Raw genomic sequence first — 20,936 nt, 5'->3', positions numbered from 1 at the left:
CATGCAGATCCTGTTGGCCAACCCGCGTGGTTTTTGTGCCGGGGTAGACCGCGCTATCAGCATTGTTGAAAACGCGCTGGCCATTTACGGCGCACCGATATATGTCCGTCACGAAGTGGTGCATAATCGCTACGTGGTCGATAGCCTGCGCGAGCGTGGGGCTATCTTTATTGAGCAGATTAGCGAAGTGCCGGACGGCGCGATCCTGATTTTCTCCGCACACGGTGTTTCTCAGGCGGTACGTAACGAAGCGAAAAGCCGTGATTTAACGGTATTCGACGCCACCTGCCCGCTGGTGACCAAAGTGCATATGGAAGTCGCCCGCGCCAGTCGCCGTGGCGAAGAATCTATTCTCATCGGCCACGCCGGGCACCCGGAAGTGGAAGGTACGATGGGCCAGTACAGTAACCCGGAAGGGGGAATGTATCTGGTCGAATCGCCAGACGATGTGTGGAAACTGACGGTCAAAAACGAAGAGAAGCTCTCCTTTATGACCCAAACCACTCTGTCGGTGGATGACACGTCTGATGTGATCGACGCGCTGCGTAAACGCTTCCCGAAAATTGTCGGTCCGCGCAAAGATGACATCTGCTACGCCACGACTAACCGTCAGGAAGCGGTACGCGCCCTGGCAGAACAGGCGGAAGTTGTGCTGGTGGTCGGTTCGAAAAACTCCTCCAACTCCAACCGTCTGGCGGAGCTGGCCCAGCGGATGGGCAAACGCGCGTTTTTGATTGACGATGCGAAAGATATCCAGGAAGAGTGGGTGAAAGAGGTTAAATGCGTCGGCGTGACTGCGGGCGCATCGGCTCCGGATATTCTGGTGCAGAATGTGGTGGCACGTTTGCAGCAGCTGGGTGGTGGTGAAGCCATTCCGCTGGAAGGCCGTGAAGAAAACATTGTTTTCGAAGTGCCGAAAGAGCTGCGTGTCGATATTCGTGAAGTCGATTAAGTCATTAGCAGCCTAAGTTATGCGAAAATGCCGGTCTTGTTACCGGCATTTTTTATGGAGAAAACATGCGTTTACCTATCTTCCTCGATACTGACCCCGGCATTGACGATGCCGTCGCCATTGCTGCCGCGATTTTTGCCCCCGAACTCGACCTGCAACTGATGACCACCGTCGCGGGTAATGTCTCGGTTGAGAAAACGACCCGCAACGCCCTGCAACTGCTGCATTTCTGGAATGCGGAGATTCCGCTCGCCCAGGGAGCCGCTGTGCCGCTGGTACGCGCACCGCGTGATGCGGCATCTGTGCACGGCGAATCGGGAATGGCTGGCTACGACTTTGTTGAGCACAACCGAAAGCCACTTGGGATACCAGCGTTTCTGGCGATTCGTGATGCCCTGATGCGTGCGCCTGAGCCTGTTACCCTGGTGGCCATCGGCCCGTTAACCAATATTGCGCTGTTACTTTCACAATGCCCGGAATGTAAACCGTATATTCGTCGTCTGGTGATCATGGGCGGTTCTGCTGGTCGCGGCAACTGCACACCAAACGCCGAGTTTAATATCGCTGCCGATCCAGAAGCGGCAGCCTGTGTCTTCCGTAGCGGCATCGAAATCGTCATGTGCGGTCTGGATGTCACCAATCAGGCAATATTAACCCCTGACTATCTCGCTACTTTGCCGGAGTTGAATCGCACCGGAAAAATGCTCCACGCCCTGTTTAGTCACTACCGTAGCGGCAGTATGCAAAGTGGACTGCGAATGCACGATCTCTGCGCCATCGCCTGGCTGGTGCGCCCGGACCTGTTCACTCTCAAGCCGTGTTTTGTGGCAGTGGAAACGCAGGGCGAATTTACCTCTGGCACGACGGTGGTTGATATCGACGGTTGCCTGGGCAAACCAGCCAATGTACAGGTGGCATTGGATCTGAATGTAAAAGGCTTCCAGCAGTGGGTAGCTGAGGTGCTGGCTCTGGTGCCGTAACCTGTCACATGTTATCGGCATGCAGTCATCCATCGACTCATGCCTTTCACTGATATCCCTCCCTGTTTATCATTAATTTCTAATTATCAGCGTTTTTGGCTGGCGGCGTAGCGATGCGCTGGTTACTCTGAAAACGGTCTATGCAAATTAACAAAAGAGAATAGCTATGCATGATGCAAACATCCGCGTTGCCATCGCGGGAGCCGGGGGGCGTATGGGCCGCCAGTTGATTCAGGCGGCGCTGGCATTAGAAGGCGTGCAGCTTGGCGCGGCGCTGGAGCGCGAAGGATCTTCTTTACTGGGCAGCGACGCCGGTGAGCTGGCTGGAGCAGGGAAAACAGGCGTTACCGTGCAAAGCAGCCTCGATGCGGTAAAAGATGATTTTGATGTGTTTATCGATTTTACCCGTCCGGAAGGTACGCTGAATCATCTCGCTTTTTGTCGCCAGCATGGCAAAGGGATGGTGATCGGCACTACGGGGTTTGACGAAGCCGGTAAACAGGCGATTCGTGACGCAGCCGCCGATATTGCGATTGTCTTTGCAGCCAATTTTAGCGTTGGCGTTAACGTCATGCTTAAACTGCTGGAGAAAGCAGCCAAAGTGATGGGGGACTACACCGATATCGAAATTATTGAAGCACATCATAGACATAAAGTTGATGCGCCGTCAGGCACCGCACTGGCAATGGGAGAGGCGATCGCCCACGCTCTTGATAAAGATCTGAAAGATTGCGCGGTCTACAGTCGTGAAGGCCATACCGGTGAACGTGTGCCTGGCACCATTGGTTTTGCCACCGTGCGTGCAGGTGACATCGTTGGCGAACATACCGCGATGTTTGCCGATATTGGCGAGCGTCTGGAGATCACCCATAAGGCATCCAGCCGCATGACATTTGCTAACGGTGCGGTAAGATCGGCTTTGTGGTTGAGTGGTAAGGAAAGTGGTCTTTTTGATATGCGAGATGTGCTTGATCTCAATAATCTGTAACCACAAAATATTTATAGTGATGCAAAAATAACACATTTAATTCATTGAATATAAAGGGCTTTAATTTTTAGCCCTTTTATTTTTGGTGTTATATTTTTAAATTTAATGCAAATGCTGAAAATTACATGTTTTGTATTCTGTTTTTGTTGTTTTAATGTAAATTTTGACCGTTTGGTCCACTTTTTCCTGCTCGTTTTTATTTCATGCAATCTTCTTGCTGCGCAAGCGTTTTCCAGAACAGGTTATATGATCTTTTTGTCGCTTAATGCTTGTAAAACATGCATGAGCCACAAAATAATATAAAAAATCCCGCCATTAAGTTGACTTTTAGCGCCTATATCTCCAGAATGCCGCCGTTTGCCAGAAATTCGTCGGTAAGCAGATTTGCATTGATTTACGTCATCATTGTGAATTAATATGCAAATAAAGTGAGTGAATATTCTCTGGAGGGTGTTTTGATTAAGTCAGCGCTATTGGTTCTGGAAGACGGAACCCAGTTTCACGGTCGGGCCATAGGGGCAACAGGTTCGGCGGTTGGGGAAGTCGTTTTCAATACTTCAATGACCGGTTATCAAGAAATCCTCACTGATCCTTCCTATTCTCGTCAAATCGTTACTCTTACTTATCCCCATATTGGCAATGTCGGCACTAATGACGCCGATGAAGAATCTTCTCAGGTACATGCACAAGGTCTGGTGATTCGCGACCTGCCGCTGATTGCCAGCAACTTCCGTAATACCGAAGACCTCTCTTCTTATCTGAAGCGCCATAACATCGTGGCGATTGCCGATATCGATACCCGTAAGCTGACGCGTTTACTGCGCGAGAAAGGCGCACAGAATGGCTGCATTATCGCAGGCGATAACCCGGATGCGGCGCTGGCATTAGAAAAAGCCCGCGCGTTCCCAGGTCTGAACGGCATGGATCTGGCAAAAGAAGTGACCACCGCAGAAGCCTATAGCTGGACACAAGGGAGCTGGACGTTGACCGGCGGCCTGCCAGAAGCGAAGAAAGAAGACGAGCTGCCGTTCTATGTTGTGGCTTATGATTTTGGTGCCAAGCGCAACATCCTGCGCATGTTGGTGGATAGAGGCTGTCGTCTGACCATCGTTCCGGCGCAAACTTCTGCGGAAGACGTGCTGAAAATGAATCCAGACGGCATCTTCCTCTCCAACGGTCCTGGCGACCCGGCCCCGTGCGATTACGCCATTACCGCCATCCAGAAATTCCTCGAAACCGATATTCCGGTCTTCGGCATCTGCCTCGGTCATCAGCTGCTGGCGCTGGCGAGCGGTGCGAAGACTGTCAAAATGAAATTTGGTCACCACGGCGGCAACCATCCGGTTAAAGATGTGGAGAAAAACGTGGTGATGATCACCGCCCAGAACCACGGTTTTGCGGTGGATGAAGCAACATTACCTGCAAACCTGCGTGTCACGCATAAATCCCTGTTCGACGGTACGTTACAGGGCATTCATCGCACCGATAAACCGGCGTTCAGCTTCCAGGGTCACCCTGAAGCCAGCCCAGGGCCACACGACGCAGCGCCGTTGTTTGACCACTTTATCGAGTTAATTGAGCAGTACCGTAAAACCGCTAAGTAATCAGGAGTAAAAGAGCCATGCCAAAACGTACAGATATAAAAAGTATCCTGATTCTGGGTGCGGGCCCGATTGTTATCGGTCAGGCGTGTGAGTTTGACTACTCTGGCGCGCAAGCATGTAAAGCCCTGCGCGAAGAGGGTTACCGCGTCATTCTGGTGAACTCCAACCCGGCGACCATCATGACCGACCCGGAAATGGCTGATGCGACCTACATCGAGCCGATTCACTGGGAAGTGGTACGCAAGATTATTGAAAAAGAGCGCCCGGACGCGGTGCTGCCAACTATGGGCGGTCAGACGGCGCTGAACTGTGCGCTGGAGCTGGAACGTCAGGGCGTGCTGGAAGAGTTCGGCGTCACCATGATTGGTGCCACTGCCGATGCGATTGATAAAGCAGAAGACCGCCGCCGTTTCGACGTGGCGATGAAGAAAATCGGCCTCGAAACCGCGCGTTCCGGTATCGCGCACACCATGGAAGAAGCGCTGGCGGTTGCCGCTGACGTGGGCTTCCCATGCATTATTCGTCCATCCTTTACCATGGGCGGTAGCGGCGGCGGTATCGCTTATAACCGCGAAGAGTTTGAAGAAATTTGCGCCCGCGGTCTGGATCTCTCTCCGACTAAAGAGCTGCTGATTGATGAGTCGCTGATCGGCTGGAAAGAGTACGAGATGGAAGTGGTGCGTGATAAAAACGACAACTGCATCATCGTCTGCTCTATCGAAAACTTCGATGCGATGGGCATCCACACCGGTGACTCCATCACTGTCGCGCCAGCCCAAACGCTGACCGACAAAGAATATCAAATCATGCGTAACGCCTCGATGGCGGTGCTGCGTGAAATCGGCGTTGAAACCGGTGGTTCCAACGTCCAGTTTGCGGTGAACCCGAAAAACGGTCGCCTGATTGTTATCGAAATGAACCCGCGCGTGTCGCGTTCTTCGGCGCTGGCGTCGAAAGCCACTGGTTTCCCGATTGCCAAAGTGGCGGCGAAACTGGCGGTGGGTTACACCCTCGACGAACTGATGAACGACATCACCGGTGGGCGTACTCCGGCCTCCTTCGAGCCGTCCATCGACTACGTGGTCACCAAAATTCCTCGCTTCAACTTCGAGAAATTCGCCGGGGCGAACGACCGTCTGACCACTCAGATGAAATCGGTTGGCGAAGTGATGGCGATTGGTCGCACGCAGCAGGAATCCCTGCAAAAAGCGCTGCGCGGCCTGGAAGTGGGCGCGACCGGCTTCGATCCGAAAGTGAGTCTCGACGACCCGGAAGCGCTGACTAAAATCCGCCGCGAGCTGAAAGACGCTGGCGCAGAGCGTATCTGGTATATCGCCGATGCTTTCCGCGCGGGCCTGTCCGTAGACGGCGTCTTCAACCTGACCAACATTGACCGCTGGTTCCTGGTACAGATTGAAGAGCTGGTGCGTCTGGAAGAGAAAGTGGCGGAAGTGGGCATCACTGGCCTGAACGCTGACTTCCTGCGCCAGTTGAAACGCAAAGGCTTTGCCGACGCGCGTCTGGCAAAACTCGCGGGCGTGCGTGAAGCAGAAATCCGTAAGCTGCGTGACCAGTATGACCTGCACCCGGTTTACAAGCGCGTGGATACCTGTGCGGCAGAGTTCGCTACCGACACCGCTTATATGTACTCCACTTATGAAGAAGAGTGCGAATCCAACCCATCTGACCGTGAAAAAATCATGGTCCTCGGCGGCGGCCCGAACCGTATCGGTCAGGGTATCGAATTCGACTACTGTTGCGTACACGCCTCACTGGCGCTGCGCGAAGACGGTTACGAAACCATTATGGTTAACTGTAACCCGGAAACCGTCTCCACTGATTACGACACTTCCGACCGCCTCTACTTCGAGCCGGTAACTCTGGAAGACGTGCTGGAAATTGTGCGTATTGAGAAGCCGAAAGGCGTTATCGTCCAGTACGGCGGTCAGACCCCGCTGAAACTGGCGCGCGCGCTGGAAGCTGCTGGCGTACCGGTTATCGGTACCAGCCCGGATGCCATCGACCGTGCGGAAGACCGTGAACGCTTCCAGCATGCGGTTGAGCGTCTGAAACTGAAACAACCGGCGAACGCCACCGTTACCACCATCGAAATGGCGGTTGAGAAAGCGAAAGAGATTGGCTACCCGCTGGTGGTACGTCCGTCTTACGTTCTCGGCGGTCGGGCGATGGAAATCGTCTATGACGAAGCTGACCTGCGTCGCTACTTCCAGACGGCGGTTAGCGTGTCTAACGATGCGCCAGTGTTGCTGGATCATTTCCTTGATGACGCAGTAGAAGTTGACGTGGATGCTATCTGCGACGGCGAAATGGTGCTGATTGGCGGCATCATGGAACACATTGAGCAGGCGGGCGTGCACTCCGGTGACTCCGCATGTTCTCTGCCAGCCTACACTTTAAGTCAGGAAATTCAGGATGTGATGCGCCAGCAGGTGCAGAAACTGGCCTTCGAATTGCAGGTGCGCGGCCTGATGAACGTGCAGTTTGCGGTTAAAAACAACGAAGTCTACCTGATTGAAGTTAACCCGCGTGCGGCGCGTACCGTTCCGTTCGTCTCCAAAGCCACCGGCGTACCGCTGGCAAAAGTGGCGGCGCGTGTGATGGCTGGCAAATCGCTGGCTGAGCAGGGCGTAACCAAAGAAGTTATCCCGCCGTACTACTCGGTGAAAGAAGTGGTGCTGCCGTTCAACAAATTCCCGGGCGTTGACCCGCTGTTAGGGCCAGAAATGCGCTCTACCGGGGAAGTCATGGGCGTGGGCCGCACCTTCGCTGAAGCGTTTGCCAAAGCGCAGCTGGGCAGCAACTCCACCATGAAGAAACACGGTCGTGCGTTGCTTTCCGTGCGCGAAGGCGACAAAGAACGCGTGGTGGACCTGGCGGCAAAACTGCTGAAACAGGGCTTCGAGCTGGATGCGACCCACGGCACGGCGATTGTGCTGGGCGAAGCGGGTATCAATCCGCGTCTGGTAAACAAGGTGCATGAAGGACGTCCGCACATTCAGGACCGCATCAAGAATGGCGAATATACCTACATCATCAACACCACCTCAGGCCGTCGTGCGATTGAAGACTCCCGCGTGATCCGTCGCAGTGCGCTGCAATATAAAGTGCATTATGACACCACCCTGAACGGTGGTTTCGCTACCGCGATGGCGCTGAATGCCGATGCGACTGAAAAAGTAATTTCGGTGCAGGAAATGCACGCGCAGATCAAATAATAGCGTGTCATGGCGGATATTTTTCATCCGCTAATTTGATCGAATAACTAATACGGTTCTCTGATGAGGACCGTTTTTTTTGCCCATTAAGTAAATCTTTTGGGGAATCGATATTTTTGATGACATAAGCAGGATTTAGCTCACACTTATCGACGGTGAAGTTGCATACTATCGATATATCCACAATTTTAATATGGCCTTGTTTAATTGCTTCAAAACGAGTCATAGCCAGACTTTTAATTTGTGAAACTGGAGTTCGTATGTGTGAAGGATATGTTGAAAAACCACTCTACTTGTTAATCGCCGAATGGATGATGGCTGAAAATCGGTGGGTGATAGCAAGAGAGATCTCTATTCATTTCGATATTGAACACAGCAAGGCGGTTAATACCCTGACTTATATTCTGTCGGAAGTCACAGAAATAAGCTGCGAAGTTAAGATGATCCCTAATAAGCTGGAAGGGCGGGGATGCCAGTGTCAGCGACTGGTTAAAGTGGTCGATATCGATGAGCAAATTTACGCGCGCCTGCGCAATAACAGTCGGGAAAAATTAGTCGGCGTAAGAAAGACACCGCGTATTCCTGCCGTTCCGCTCACGGAACTTAACCGCGAGCAGAAGTGGCAGATGATGCTGTCAAAGAGTATGCGTCGTTAATGTCATTTCGTTGATACCACGCAGCCTGGTTGCTGGATGCAATGCTGGCGCATCTTATCTGGCCTACGGTTGCTTTCCAGCCAGGTCGGATAAGGCGTTTACGCCGCATCCGGCAAGATCACCGTTTCGGCGTCACATCCGTCGTCCCCTGCAAACGGGGGCGATTTTCCTCCATTTGCCTCAATGGCTGCGTTTCATGCAACGATGCATGACAGCGCCCGACAAGATCCTGATACTCTTTGGTATTCAACCGTTTCCAGTGTAACTCTTCGTCACTAACATTGCGTACAGCGCGGGCTGGCGTACCTATCAACAACTGGCGTTTCTCGCCGCGAAAGCCCGCTTTGACAAAGCTCATGGCGGCAACAATGCTCTCTTCGCCAATGACCGCGCCATCCATAATCACGCTGTTCATCCCGACCAGTGCATCGCGACTAATCACACAACCATGCAGGATCGCTCCGTGCCCGATATGACCGTTTTCCCCAACGATGGTGTCAGTGTCGCAGTAGCCATGCATAATGCATCCATCCTGAATATTGGCTCCCGCTTGCACGATCAACCGCCCGTAGTCACCACGCAGTGAGGCGAGTGGGCCGATGTAGACACCGGCTCCCACAATCACATCGCCAATCAAGACTGCACTGGGATGGACAAACGCCGTCGGGTGAACCACCGGAATTAACCCCTCAAAGGCGTAATAGCTCACGGTTGTTAACGTCCTTTCCACACCGGATCGCGCTTCTCGGCAAACGCCAGCGGCCCTTCAATGGCATCTTCCGAATGCAGAACCGACGGATAGTGTTTCAACACGCCGCTGCGAATATAGCGATACGCTTCTTCTACCGGCATTTCGCTGGTGGTGCGGTAGATCTCTTTCAGCGCCGCAATCGCCAGCGGAGCGCTGTTAACCAGCTGCTGCGCCAGTTCGCGGGCGTTATCCATCAGTTCCGCCTGGCTAACCACGCGGTTGACTACCCCCCAACGCAGCGCCTCTTCTGCGCCCATTCGTCTGCCGGTCATCACCATTTCATTGACGATGGCAGGCGGCAGGATCTTCGGCAGACGCAGCACGCCGCCGCTGTCAGGAACGATGCCCAGTTTGGCTTCCGGCAGGGCGAAGCTGGCGTTATCGGCACAGACAATAAAATCTGCCGCCAGTGCCAGTTCAAAGCCGCCGCCAAAGGCATAGCCGTTCACAGCGGCGATAACTGGTTTGTCGAGATTGAAAATTTCGGTTAATCCCGCAAAACCACCCGGGCCAAAGTCAGCATCCGGTGCTTCGCCTTCTGCTGCCGCTTTTAAATCCCAGCCCGCGGAAAAGAATTTCTCTCCGGCACCGGTAATAATGGCGACACGTAATTGCGGATCGTCACGGAAATTTAGAAATACTTCGCCCATTTCAAAGCTGGTTTTTGCATCAATAGCATTCGCTTTTGGGCGATCAAGGGTAATTTCCAGAATTGATCCATTGCGGGTCAGATGTAATGATTCACTCATTCCTTTTCTCCATTTTTGCTTTTTCAGGGACGACAACATCTCTGCAAAAAATGCATATTGTTTTAGATCGTGATTATTAGCTGGCAGGGTAGTTCCCTGCCGTTTCATTTATTTAAGATTCTTTCTAATTATTTTCCCCGAGCAATTACGTGGCAGATCTTTTCTGATCTCCAGATAAGAGGGCACTTTAAATTTCGCCATATTTTGTTCGCAGAAGCGGAAAAATTCCTCTTCGCTCAATGTTTCACCTTCATTCAGCACCACAAATGCTTTGATGGCTTCATCGCGTATCGAATCTTTAATACCCACAACCACGATGTCCTGAATTTTTGGATGGGTGGCGATGATATTTTCCAGCTCCACGCAGGAGACATTCTCGCCACCGCGTTTGATCATATTGCAGCGGCGATCGACGAAATAAAAAAAGCCCTCTTCGTCGCGGTATCCGGTATCGCCGGTATGTAGCCAGCCATCGGCTTCCAGTACTTTCGCAGTGGCTTTCGGGTTGAGAAAATACTCTTTGAAGATGGTTTTCCCTGGTACGCCTTTAATACAGATTTCACCGAGCTCACCAGCCGGGAGGGGACGATTGTGATCGTCGCGGATCTCCGCTTCGTAGCAAAACCCCGCCCGACCAATCGACGGCCAGCGCCGTTTATCGCCAGGGCGATCGCCGATAATGCCCACAATGGTTTCCGTCATCCCATAAGACGTCAGCAAGCGAACGCTGAAGCGTTCACAAAACGCGTCTTTTTCCTGCTCCGACAGGTTGAGATAAAACATCACTTCCCGCAGGCAGTGTTGCCGATCGTTGGCTGAAGGCGGCTGCACCATCAACGTACGAATCATCATCGGAATACATTCGGTAATGGTGGCGCGGTACTTCTGCACCTGTCCCCAGAAGGCGCGGGCGCTGTATTTCTCGACCAGCACAAAGGTGGCCCCGGCAGAAAACGCCGCCATCGCCGCAGTACACTGGCAATCGATATGAAACGCAGGCATTACCGTCAGGTAGACGTCATCGTCACGCAGTGCACACTGCCAGGCGGAGTAATATCCAGCGAAGCGCAGGTTGTAATGAGTTATCACCACCCCTTTCGGTCGGGAGGTGGTGCCGGAGGTGAAGAGAATTTCCGCCGTATCGTCAGTCGATAGCGGCGGTGCATAGCACAAGGTGGCAGGTTGTTGATTTTTCAGTTGAGTAAACGAACTCACGCCATCATCAGCGGGAAGTACCATATCTGTCAGGCAAATGTGCCGCAACTGAGAGGCATCTTCCTGCTGAATCTGTTGATACATAGGATAAAATTGCGCACTGGTCACCAGCAGGCACGCCTGGCTATTTTGCAGGATCCACGTGCTTTCTTCGCGCAACAGGCGGGCGTTAATCGGCACCATAATCGCGCCAATTTTTGCCAACCCGAACCAGCAAAAGATAAATTCCGGGCAGTTGTCGAGATGTAGAGCAACCTTGTCGCCTTTGCGAATCCCCAGCGTATAAAACAGGTTTGCCGTGCGGTTAATCTCCTGATTTAACTCAAGATAACTATACCGGTTAACGACTCCGCTGCTGGATTCACAAATCAGCGCCGTTTTATGACCGTAAACGTCCGCCAGATCGTCCCACATTTGACGTAGATGTTGTCCGCCAATGATATCCATTGCACCTCTATCCATTTTGTTCGTTTGTTATTGGGCGGGCGCTAGTCAGGCAAGTTGACTGACGCCACGCGTTTAGTCCTCAACTTTGGCCAGACCTTTGCTGACCAACTCCTGAATGTCGTTTTCGCTGTAGCCGATATTTTTCAAAATGGCAGCCGTGTCCATGCCATGTGAGGGCATTCCGCGCCAGATTTGTCCGGGGTTATTTTTGAATTTCGGGATGATATTCGGCCCTTTGCAGGTGCGACCATCCATCGTTTGCCACTGAGTGATTGATTCGCGAGCCACATACTGTGGATTGCTTTCCAGTTCCGGCACGGTCAGTACTTTGGCACAGGCGATATTCAGTTCGGCAAAGCGTTCTTTAACTTCTGCGATGGTATGTGCCGCCAGCCAGGCATCGAGTTTCTCTTCTACCAGTGGGCCGTAAGGGCATTCGATACGGTGGATAAGCTGAGTGCCTTCCGGGATTTCCGGCGTACCGAGCAGGTGTGCGAGGCCAATATCTTTAAAGCACTCTGCAATTTGAGTAATGCCCACCAGTTCCATCACGATGTAGCCGTCGGCGCATTTATACAGACCGCAACCGGCGTAGTAGGGATCTTTACCTTTGGTCATGCGCGGGCACATTTCGCCGCCGTTGAAGTAATCCATCATGAAGTACTGGCCCATACGCAGCATCACTTCATACATGGCGATGTCGATGCTTTCGCCTTTGCCGGTTTCACGCACTTTATGCAGTGCTGCAAGCGCCGCCGTGGTGGCGGTCAGGCCAGAAAAGTAATCGGCGGTATACGGGAAGGCAGGCATTGGCTGGTCAACATCACCGTTCTGAATCAGGTAACCACTGAAGGCCTGGGCGATGGTGTTATAGGCCGGAAGATTGGTGTACTCCTCGGTGCCGTACTGACCAAAACCGGACAGGTGAGCGATAACCAGTTTCGGGTTGTGCTGCCACAGGACTTCATCGGTAATGCCACGACGGGCAAATGCCGGACCTTTACTGGCTTCGATGAAGATATCGGTGGTTTCCATTAATTTCAGAAACGCTTCGCGGCCTTCATCTTTGAAGATATTTAACGACAGCGCGTGCAAATTGCGGCGGGAGAGCTGCGGGTAGTTAGGTTGAACGCGAATGGTGTCGGCCCAGGCGACGTTCTCGATCCAAATAACTTCCGCGCCCCATTCTGCGAACATTTGCCCGGCGAACGGCCCGGCGATTTCGATACCGGAGAAGACAACGCGCAATCCGGCCAGCGGCCCGAATTTCGGCATGGGTAGATGATCCATTATTAGCTCCTGAAAAATTTATGTAGCGCATGACTGCCGGATGCGGCGTAAACGCCTTATCCGGCCGACCGTAGGCCTGATAAGACGCGTCAGCGTCGCATCAGGCAGCGCACGGACTTAGCGGTATTGCTTCAGCACCGCGCGACCCAGCGTCAGGATCTGCATTTCGTCAGATCCCCCGGAGACGCGGTCTACACGCAGATCACGCCAGAAGCGGCTGATGCGGTGGTTGCCCGCAATCCCGACACCGCCCAGCACCTGCATTGCGCTATCCACCACTTCAAATGCCGCATTGGCGCAGAAGTATTTGCACATCGCTGCATCGCCAGAGGTGATGGTGCCGTTGTCTGCTTTCCACGCTGCTTCATACAGCATGTTTTTCATGGAGTTTAATTTGATCGCCATGTGGGCGAATTTTTCCTGAATCAACTGGAAACGACCAATAGCCTCGCCAAACTGCACGCGCTGGTTGGCGTAGCGCGCCGCATCTTCAAAGGCGCACATCGCCGTACCGTAGTTGGTCAGGGCTACCAGGAAACGTTCATGGTCGAACTCTTCTTTGACGCGGTTAAAGCCGTTACCTTCGCGACCGAACATGTCTTTCTCGTCCAGTTCCACATCGTCAAAGGTGATTTCACAGCAGCTATCCATACGCAGACCGAGCTTTTCAAGTTTGGTCACTTTGATGCCCGGTTTGCTCATATCAACAAACCATTCGGTGTAGACAGGTTTGTCCGGAGAAGCCCCGTCGCGCGCCATCACAACGATGTACGGGGTGTAGGCGCTGCTGGTAATAAAACACTTACTACCATTAAGATAAATCTTACCATTTCTACGGGTATAAGTCGTTTTCAGGCTACCCACGTCGGAGCCCGCGCCCGGTTCGGTAATCGCTGAGTTCCACATCTGCTTACCGGTGCCGCGGAAAGCCATAATCTTGTCGATCTGCTCTTGTGTGCCTTCGCGCAGGAAGGTATTGAACCCGCCCGGCAACTGGTACAGCACATAGGTTGGTGCCCCCAGACGTCCCAGCTCCATCCACACGGCGGCGAGAGTAACAAACCCCGCGTCCAGACCACCGTGCTCTTCAGGGATCAGCAGACTGTCGATACCCATATCCGCCAGTGCTTTGACAAAACGTTCCGGGTAGACGCTGTCACGGTCGCACTCGGCAAAATAGGCCTCCCAGTTTTCGCTGGCCATCAGTTCGCGGATACCGGCGACAAACAGTTCCTGCTCATCATTTAAATTAAAATCCATCTTTCAACCTCTTGATATTTTGGGGGGTAATTAATCTTTCCAGTTCTGTTTCGCGTCTTTAATAAAGGAGAGCGTCACCATAATGTTGACGAAGAACAGCGGGCATCCTCCGGCGATAATGGCGGTTTGAATCGGTTTCAGGCCGCCGAGCGCCAGCAGAACAATACCGATAATGCCAACCAGAATTGACCAGCCGATACGCACCAGCAGCGGTGGTTCTTCACCATCGCGTACTTCGCGGCAAGTGGACATCGCCAGGGTATAAGAGCAGGCGTTAACCAGCGTAACGGTGGCAATAAAGCAGAGGATGAAGAAGCCCCACATGGTGGCGGTGCTGAGTGGCAGAGCGGCCCAGGTTTCAATGATGGCGCGCGCCACACCGTACTGTTCGATCAGATTTGGAATGTTGATGATGTTTTTATCTATCAACAGCAGAGTGTTACTACCGAGTACAGTCCACAGGATCCAGGTTGACGCTGTCAGCCCCAGCACCATGCCGAAGCACAGTTCACGCACGGTACGACCACGGGAGATGCGGGCGAGGAAGATACTCATCTGGATAGCGTAAATCACCCACCATGCCCAGTAGAACACGGTCCAGCCCTGCGGGAAGCCGCCTTTAGCGATGGGATCGGTATAGAACAACATGCGCGGCAGATACATCAGCAACATCCCCACCGAATCGGTGAAGTAGTTCATGATGAAGCTGGCACCGCTGACAATGAACACCCAACCCAGCATCAGGAAGCTCAGGTAACTACGCACGTCACTGGCGATACGTACCCCTTTTTGCAGACCGCAGGCGACGCAAATGGCGTTGAGGATAATCCAGCAGGTAATGATGATAGCGTCCAGTTGCAGGGTATGCGGAATGCCAAACAACCATTGCATACACTCGGTCACCAGCGGCGTGGCAAGGCCCAGACTGGTGCCCATCGCGAAGATCAAGGCGACGAGATAGAAGTTGTCGACGATGGTACCGAACAACCCTTTGGCGTGTTTTTCACCTACCAGCGGCACTAGTGTCGAGCTGGGGCGAATCACTTCCATTTTGCGGACAAAGAAGAAGTAAGCGAAGGCGACTGAAAGGAAGCTGTAAGTGGCCCACGGCAGAGGTCCCCAGTGGAACAAGCTGTAAGCCAGCCCCAACTCTTTCGCCCCTGTCGAGTTCGGTTCTAAGCCAAACGGCGGGGTGGAGATGTAGTAGTAGATCTCAATCGATCCCCAGAACAGTACGGCAGCAGACGTACAGGAGGCGAACATCATAAAGATCCAACTGGCGGTACTAAATTCAGGTGGTTCGTTACCTAAACGCTTTTTGGCATACGGGCCAAACACCAGCCAGAACCAACCGAAAAGCATCACTACCATATACCATTCAAATGCCCATCCCCATACATTGGTGACGTAACTGAATACAGCATTAATAACGACATTCGCTGCATCCAGATCTCTGACTGTAAGCCAACAAAGTATGCCGACGATTATTAATGGCGGAAAGAAAACCTTCGGTTCTATTCCCGTTTTTCTCTTTTCATTCTTCATGAGTTAATTCCACTGTGAAAACGAATATTTATTTTGCGTTCCCGTTTGTTTTATTTTTGTTAACATTTAATATAATTATTATTAACCTCGTGGACGCGTTAATGGCTAACTCATAATGGGTATTCAATTGGCTGCGTTCTGTGATGTTAGTCACAGTTTTTTATCGGGTAAAAACAGGGCGTCTTTGTGTAAATATTCATTGTTTATCAATGTGATAAGTTTGATTGTGAGTAAAAAAATAGCATCTGACTTTCAATATTGGTGATCCATAAAGCAATATTGAAAATTTCTTTTTGCTACGCCATGTTTTCAATATTGGTGAGGGACTTAACAATATTGAAAGTTGGATTTATCTGCGTGTGACATTTTCAATATTGGTGATTAAAGTTTTATTTCCAAATTAAAGGGCGTGATATCTGTAATTAACACCACCGATATGAACGACGTTTCCTTCATGATTTCTGGAGATGCAATGAAGATTATTACTTGCTATAAGTGCGTGCCTGATGAACAGGATATTGCGGTCAATAATGCTGATGGTTCGTTAGACTTCAGTAAAGCCGATGCCAAAATAAGCCAATACGATCTCAACGCTATTGAAGCGGCTTGCCAGCTAAAGCAACAGGCAGCAGAGGCGCAGGTGACGGCCCTAAGTGTGGGCGGTAAAGCCCTGACCAACGCCAAAGGGCGTAAAGATGTGCTATCGCGCGGTCCGGATGAACTGATTGTGGTGATTGATGACCAGTTCGAGCAGGCACTGCCGCAACAAACGGCGAGCGTACTTGCTGCAGCCGCCCAGAAAGCAGGCTTTGATTTGATCCTCTGTGGCGATGGTTCTTCCGACCTTTATGCCCAGCAGGTTGGTTTGCTGGTAGGCGAAATCCTCAATATTCCGGCAGTTAACGGCGTCAGCAAAATTATCTCCCTGACGGCAGATACCCTCACCGTTGAGCGCGAACTGGAAGATGAAACAGAAACCTTAAGCATTCCGCTGCCTGCGGTTGTTGCTGTTTCCACTGATATCAACTCCCCACAAATTCCTTCGATGAAAGCCATTCTCGGCGCGGCGAAAAAGCCAGTCCAGGTATGGTCGGCGGCGGATATCGGTTTTAATGCAGAGGCAGCCTGGTCAGAACAACAGGTTGCCGCGCCGAAACAGCGCGAGCGTCAGCGCATCGTGATTGAAGGCGACGGCGAAGAACAGATCGCCGCATTTGCTGAAAATCTTCGCAAAGTCATTTAATTACAGGGGATGCTATGAACACGTTTTCTCAAGTCTGGGTATTCAGCGATACCCCTTCTCGTCTGCCGGAACTGATGAATGGTGCGCAGGCTTTAGCTAATCAAATCAATGCCTTTGTCCTCAATGATGCCGACGGCGCACAGGCAATCCAGCTAGGCGCTAATCATGTCTGGAAATTAAACGGCAAACCGGACGATCGGATGATCGAAGATTACGCCGGTGTCATGGCTGACACTATTCGCCAGCACGGCGCAGACGGTCTGGTGCTGCTGCCAAACACCCGTCGCGGCAAATTACTGGCGGCAAAACTGGGTTATCGCCTTAAAGCGGCGGTGTCTAACGATGCCAGCACCGTCAGCGTACAGGACGGTAAAGCGACAGTGAAACACATGGTTTACGGCGGTCTGGCGATTGGCGAAGAACGCATTGCCACGCCGTATGCGGTACTGACCATCAGCAGCGGCACGTTTGATGCGGCTCAGCCAGACGCGTCACGCACTGGCGAAACGCACACCGTGGAGTGGCAGGCTCCGGCTGTGGCGATTGCCCGCACGGCAACCCAGGCGCGCCAGAGCAACAGCGTCGATCTCGACAAAGCCCGTCTGGTGGTCAGCGTCGGTCGCGGCATTGGCAGCAAAGATAACATTGCGCTGGCAGAACAGCTTTGTAAGGCGATAGGTGCGGAGTTGGCCTGTTCTCGTCCGGTGGCAGAAAACGAAAAATGGATGGAGCACGAACGCTATGTCGGTATCTCCAACCTGATGCTGAAACCTGAACTGTACCTGGCGGTGGGGATCTCCGGGCAGATCCAGCACATGGTTGGCGCTAACGCGTCGCAAACCATTTTCGCCATCAACAAAGATAAAAATGCGCCGATCTTCCAGTACGCGGATTACGGCATTGTTGGCGACGCCGTGAAGATCCTTCCGGCACTGACCGCAGCTTTAGCGCGTTGATCCACTCTGGCAGGGCTGCATTTTGGCCCTGCCGCTGACAGGGAGCTCTTATGTCCGAAGATATCTTTGACGCCATCATCGTCGGTGCTGGGCTTGCCGGTTCGGTTGCCGCACTGGTGCTAGCCCGCGAAGGGGCGCAAGTGTTAGTTATCGAGCGTGGCAATTCCGCAGGTGCCAAGAACGTTACTGGCGGGCGTCTCTATGCCCACAGTCTGGAACACATTATTCCAGGTTTCGCCGAATCCGCCCCCGTAGAACGCCTGATCACCCATGAAAAACTCGCGTTTATGACGGAAAAGTCAGCGATGACTATGGACTACTGCAACGGTGACGAAACCTCGCCATCCCAGCGTTCTTACTCCGTTTTGCGCAGTAAATTTGATGCCTGGTTGATGGAGCAGGCCGAAGAAGCGGGCGCGCAGTTAATTACCGGGATCCGCGTCGATAACCTCGTACAGCGCGATGGCAAAGTTGTCGGTGTAGAAGCCGATGGTGATGTGATTGAAGCGAAAACGGTGATCCTTGCTGATGGGGTGAACTCCATCCTTGCCGAAAAGCTGGGGATGGCAAAACGTGTTAAACCGACGGATGTGGCGGTTGGCGTGAAGGAACTGATCGAGTTACCGAAGTCGGTAATCGAAGACCGTTTTCAGTTGCAGGGTAATCAGGGCGCGGCTTGCCTGTTTGCGGGATCACCCACCGATGGCCTGATGGGCGGCGGCTTTCTTTATACCAATGAAAACACTCTGTCGCTGGGGTTGGTTTGTGGTCTGCATCATCTGCATGACGCGAAAAAATCGGTGCCGCAAATGCTGGAAGATTTCAAACAACATCCGGCCGTTGCACCGCTGATCGCAGGCGGCAAGCTGGTGGAATATTCCGCTCACGTAGTGCCGGAAGCAGGCATCAACATGCTGCCGGAGCTGGTCGGTGACGGCGTACTGATTGCCGGTGATGCCGCCGGAATGTGTATGAACCTCGGTTTTACCATTCGCGGTATGGATCTGGCGATTGCCGCCGGGGAAGCCGCAGCAAAAACCGTGCTTTCAGCGATGAAAAGCGACGATTTCAGTAAGCAAAAACTGGCGGAATATCGTCAGCATCTTGAGAGTGGCCCGCTGCGCGATATGCGTATGTACCAGAAACTACCGGCGTTCCTTGATAACCCACGCATGTTTAGCGGCTACCCGGAACTGGCGGTGGGCGTGGCGCGTGACCTGTTCACCATTGACGGCAGTGCGCCGGAACTGATGCGCAAGAAAATCCTCCGCCACGGTAAGAAAGTGGGCTTCATCAATCTGATCAAGGATGGCATGAAAGGAGTGACCGTTTTATGACTTCTCCCGTCAATGTGGACGTCAAACTGGGCGTCAATAAATTCAATGTCGATGAAGAGCATCCGCACATTGTTGTGAAGGCCGATGCCGATAAACAGGCGCTGGAGCTGCTGGTGAAAGCGTGCCCCGCACGTCTGTACAAGAAGCAGGATGACGGCAGCGTGCGTTTCGATTATGCCGGATGTCTGGAATGTGGTACCTGCCGCATTCTGGGGCTGGGGTCGGCGCTGGAACAGTGGGAATACCCGCGCGGCACCTTTGGTGTGGAGTTTCGTTACGGCTGATGTTGGTTTGATACGTAACGCCGTACTGACTCTCATTGCAAAAAAACAGGAATAACCCATGCAACCGTCCAGAAACTTTGACGATCTTAAATTCTCTTCTATTCACCGCCGCATTTTGCTGTGGGGAAGCGGTGGTCCGTTTCTGGATGGTTATGTACTGGTAATGATTGGCGTGGCGCTGGAGCAACTGACTCCGGCGCTGAAACTGGACGCTGACTGGATTGGCTTGCTGGGCGCGGGAACGCTCGCCGGGCTGTTCGTTGGCACATCGCTGTTTGGCTATATCTCCGATAAAGTCGGACGGCGCAAAATGTTCCTCATTGATATCATCGCCATCGGCGTGATATCGGTGGCGACGATGTTTGTCTCATCCCCCGTCGAACTGTTAGTGATGCGGGTACTTATCGGCATTGTCATCGGTGCAGATTATCCCATCGCCACTTCGATGATCACTGAGTTCTCCAGTACCCGTCAGCGGGCGTTTTCCATCAGCTTTATTGCCGCGATGTGGTATGTCGGCGCGACCTGCGCCGATCTGGTCGGCTACTGGCTTTATGATGTGGAAGGCGGCTGGCGCTGGATGCTGGGTAGCGCAGCGATCCCCTGTTTGTTGATTTTGATTGGTCGATTCGAACTGCCTGAATCTCCCCGCTGGTTGTTACGCAAAGGGCGAGTAAAAGAGTGCGAAGAGATGATGATCAAACTGTTTGGCGAACCGGTGGCTTTCGATGAAGAGCAGCCGCAGCAAACCCGTTTTCGCGATCTGTTTAATCGCCGCCATTTTCCTTTTGTTCTGTTTGTTGCCGCCATCTGGACCTGCCAGGTGATCCCGATGTTCGCCATTTACACCTTTGGCCCGCAAATCGTTGGTTTGTTGGGATTGGGGGTTGGCAAAAACGCGGCACTGGGGAACGTGGTAATTAGCCTGTTCTTTATGCTCGGCTGTATTCCACCGATGCTGTGGTTAAACACTGCCGGACGGCGTCCATTGTTGATTGGCAGCTTTGCCATGATGACGCTGGCGCTGGCGGTTTTGGGGCTGATCCCGGATATGGGGATCTGGCTGGTAGTGATGGCATTTGCGGTGTATGCCTTTTTCTCTGGTGGGCCGGGTAATTTGCAGTGGCTCTATCCTAATGAGCTCTTCCCGACGGATATCCGCGCCTCTGCCGTGGGCGTGATTATGTCCTTAAGCCGTATTGGCACTATTGTTTCGACCTGGGCACTGCCGATCTTTATCAATAATTACGGTATCAGTAACACGATGTTAATGGGGGCGGGTATCTCGCTGTTTGGCTTGTTGATTTCCGTAGCGTTTGCCCCGGAGACTCGAGGGATGTCACTGGCGCAGACCAGCAATATGACGATCCGCGGGCAGAGAATGGGATAATTTGTTCAGATTTCTCTCTTTTCTGAATCAATATTATTGACTATAAGCCGCGT

17 protein-coding genes are annotated in these 20,936 nt (G+C 52.5%); 11 read left to right on the top strand and 6 right to left on the bottom strand.

What is annotated here, in order from left to right; translation table 11 throughout:
• Position 1: 1 nt before the first annotated feature.
• The 6 genes from ispH (at position 2) to caiF (ending at position 8,416) form a co-directional block, all read left to right on the top strand.
• Entirely contained in the window at positions 2 to 952 is a 951-nt protein-coding gene (ispH, locus tag ACJHYR_RS11185; RefSeq protein ID WP_001166395.1) for a 4-hydroxy-3-methylbut-2-enyl diphosphate reductase, read from the top strand.
• 65 nt (positions 953 to 1,017) lie between these two features.
• Positions 1,018 to 1,932: a ribonucleoside hydrolase RihC gene (gene rihC, locus ACJHYR_RS11180; RefSeq protein WP_001239137.1), complete on the top strand. Its 915-nt coding sequence runs from the start codon at positions 1,018 to 1,020 to the stop codon at positions 1,930 to 1,932.
• 166 nt (positions 1,933 to 2,098) lie between these two features.
• Entirely contained in the window at positions 2,099 to 2,920 is an 822-nt protein-coding gene (gene dapB, locus ACJHYR_RS11175; protein ID WP_000543604.1) for a 4-hydroxy-tetrahydrodipicolinate reductase, read from the top strand.
• 455 nt (positions 2,921 to 3,375) lie between these two features.
• Positions 3,376 to 4,524, top strand: coding sequence for a glutamine-hydrolyzing carbamoyl-phosphate synthase small subunit (gene carA / locus ACJHYR_RS11170; protein ID WP_059328244.1), 1,149 nt, complete (start codon positions 3,376 to 3,378; stop codon positions 4,522 to 4,524).
• A gap of 17 nt (positions 4,525 to 4,541) precedes the next feature.
• Positions 4,542 to 7,760, top strand: a complete 3,219-nt coding sequence (carB, locus tag ACJHYR_RS11165) for a carbamoyl-phosphate synthase large subunit (RefSeq protein ID WP_001126365.1) — start codon at positions 4,542 to 4,544, stop codon at positions 7,758 to 7,760.
• 260 nt (positions 7,761 to 8,020) lie between these two features.
• The gene (gene caiF, locus ACJHYR_RS11160) at positions 8,021 to 8,416 is read left to right on the top strand and encodes a carnitine metabolism transcriptional regulator CaiF (protein WP_000333125.1); all 396 of its coding nucleotides are present in this window, start codon (positions 8,021 to 8,023) and stop codon (positions 8,414 to 8,416) included.
• Between the two features lie 118 nt (positions 8,417 to 8,534).
• On the opposite strand, the gene caiE is transcribed toward caiF, so the two are convergent.
• The 6 genes from caiE to caiT form a co-directional block, all read right to left on the bottom strand.
• Positions 8,535 to 9,125, bottom strand: coding sequence for a carnitine operon protein CaiE (gene caiE / locus ACJHYR_RS11155; RefSeq protein WP_072837375.1), 591 nt, complete (start codon positions 9,123 to 9,125; stop codon positions 8,535 to 8,537).
• 5 nt (positions 9,126 to 9,130) lie between these two features.
• Positions 9,131 to 9,916 (bottom strand): crotonobetainyl-CoA hydratase, encoded by a 786-nt coding sequence (caiD, locus tag ACJHYR_RS11150; protein ID WP_000004399.1) that lies wholly within the window; start codon positions 9,914 to 9,916, stop codon positions 9,131 to 9,133.
• Between the two features lie 108 nt (positions 9,917 to 10,024).
• Entirely contained in the window at positions 10,025 to 11,578 is a 1,554-nt protein-coding gene (gene caiC / locus ACJHYR_RS11145) for a crotonobetaine/carnitine-CoA ligase (RefSeq protein WP_001306200.1), read from the bottom strand.
• A gap of 72 nt (positions 11,579 to 11,650) precedes the next feature.
• A complete protein-coding gene (gene caiB, locus ACJHYR_RS11140) occupies positions 11,651 to 12,868 on the bottom strand; it encodes an L-carnitine CoA-transferase (protein WP_000349941.1) in 1,218 nt (405 codons plus the stop codon).
• A 117-nt stretch (positions 12,869 to 12,985) separates the two neighbouring features.
• Complete coding sequence (gene caiA / locus ACJHYR_RS11135) at positions 12,986 to 14,128, bottom strand: crotonobetainyl-CoA dehydrogenase (protein ID WP_000347117.1); 1,143 nt, start codon at positions 14,126 to 14,128, stop codon at positions 12,986 to 12,988.
• A 30-nt stretch (positions 14,129 to 14,158) separates the two neighbouring features.
• Positions 14,159 to 15,673, bottom strand: a complete 1,515-nt coding sequence (gene caiT, locus ACJHYR_RS11130) for an L-carnitine/gamma-butyrobetaine antiporter (RefSeq protein ID WP_000787103.1) — start codon at positions 15,671 to 15,673, stop codon at positions 14,159 to 14,161.
• 472 nt (positions 15,674 to 16,145) lie between these two features.
• Here caiT and ACJHYR_RS11125 point away from each other — a divergent pair, with 472 nt between their 5' ends.
• Genes ACJHYR_RS11125 through ACJHYR_RS11105 form a run of 5 tightly spaced genes read left to right on the top strand, consistent with a single transcriptional unit; the run spans position 16,146 to position 20,883 of the window.
• The gene (locus tag ACJHYR_RS11125; RefSeq protein WP_000692217.1) at positions 16,146 to 16,916 is read left to right on the top strand and encodes an electron transfer flavoprotein FixA; all 771 of its coding nucleotides are present in this window, start codon (positions 16,146 to 16,148) and stop codon (positions 16,914 to 16,916) included.
• Between the two features lie 14 nt (positions 16,917 to 16,930).
• Positions 16,931 to 17,872, top strand: coding sequence for an electron transfer flavoprotein subunit alpha/FixB family protein (locus ACJHYR_RS11120; RefSeq protein WP_001091477.1), 942 nt, complete (start codon positions 16,931 to 16,933; stop codon positions 17,870 to 17,872).
• A gap of 50 nt (positions 17,873 to 17,922) precedes the next feature.
• Complete coding sequence (locus ACJHYR_RS11115; protein ID WP_001287739.1) at positions 17,923 to 19,209, top strand: FAD-dependent oxidoreductase; 1,287 nt, start codon at positions 17,923 to 17,925, stop codon at positions 19,207 to 19,209.
• On the top strand, positions 19,206 to 19,493 hold the full coding sequence (gene fixX / locus ACJHYR_RS11110; RefSeq protein ID WP_059328245.1) for a ferredoxin-like protein FixX: 288 nt from the start codon (positions 19,206 to 19,208) through the stop codon (positions 19,491 to 19,493). Before ACJHYR_RS11115 ends, fixX begins: the two co-directional genes overlap by 4 nt.
• Positions 19,494 to 19,551: 58 nt before the next feature.
• On the top strand, positions 19,552 to 20,883 hold the full coding sequence (locus ACJHYR_RS11105; RefSeq protein WP_001183198.1) for an MFS transporter: 1,332 nt from the start codon (positions 19,552 to 19,554) through the stop codon (positions 20,881 to 20,883).
• Positions 20,884 to 20,936: the final 53 nt, after the last annotated feature.

The sequence above is a fragment of the Escherichia sp. WS1450 genome, from assembly GCF_046487395.1.
Classification (GTDB): domain Bacteria; phylum Pseudomonadota; class Gammaproteobacteria; order Enterobacterales; family Enterobacteriaceae; genus Escherichia; species Escherichia coli.
Note: the sequence above shows the minus strand (reverse complement) of the source record. Positions and strands in the feature narration are given on the sequence as shown.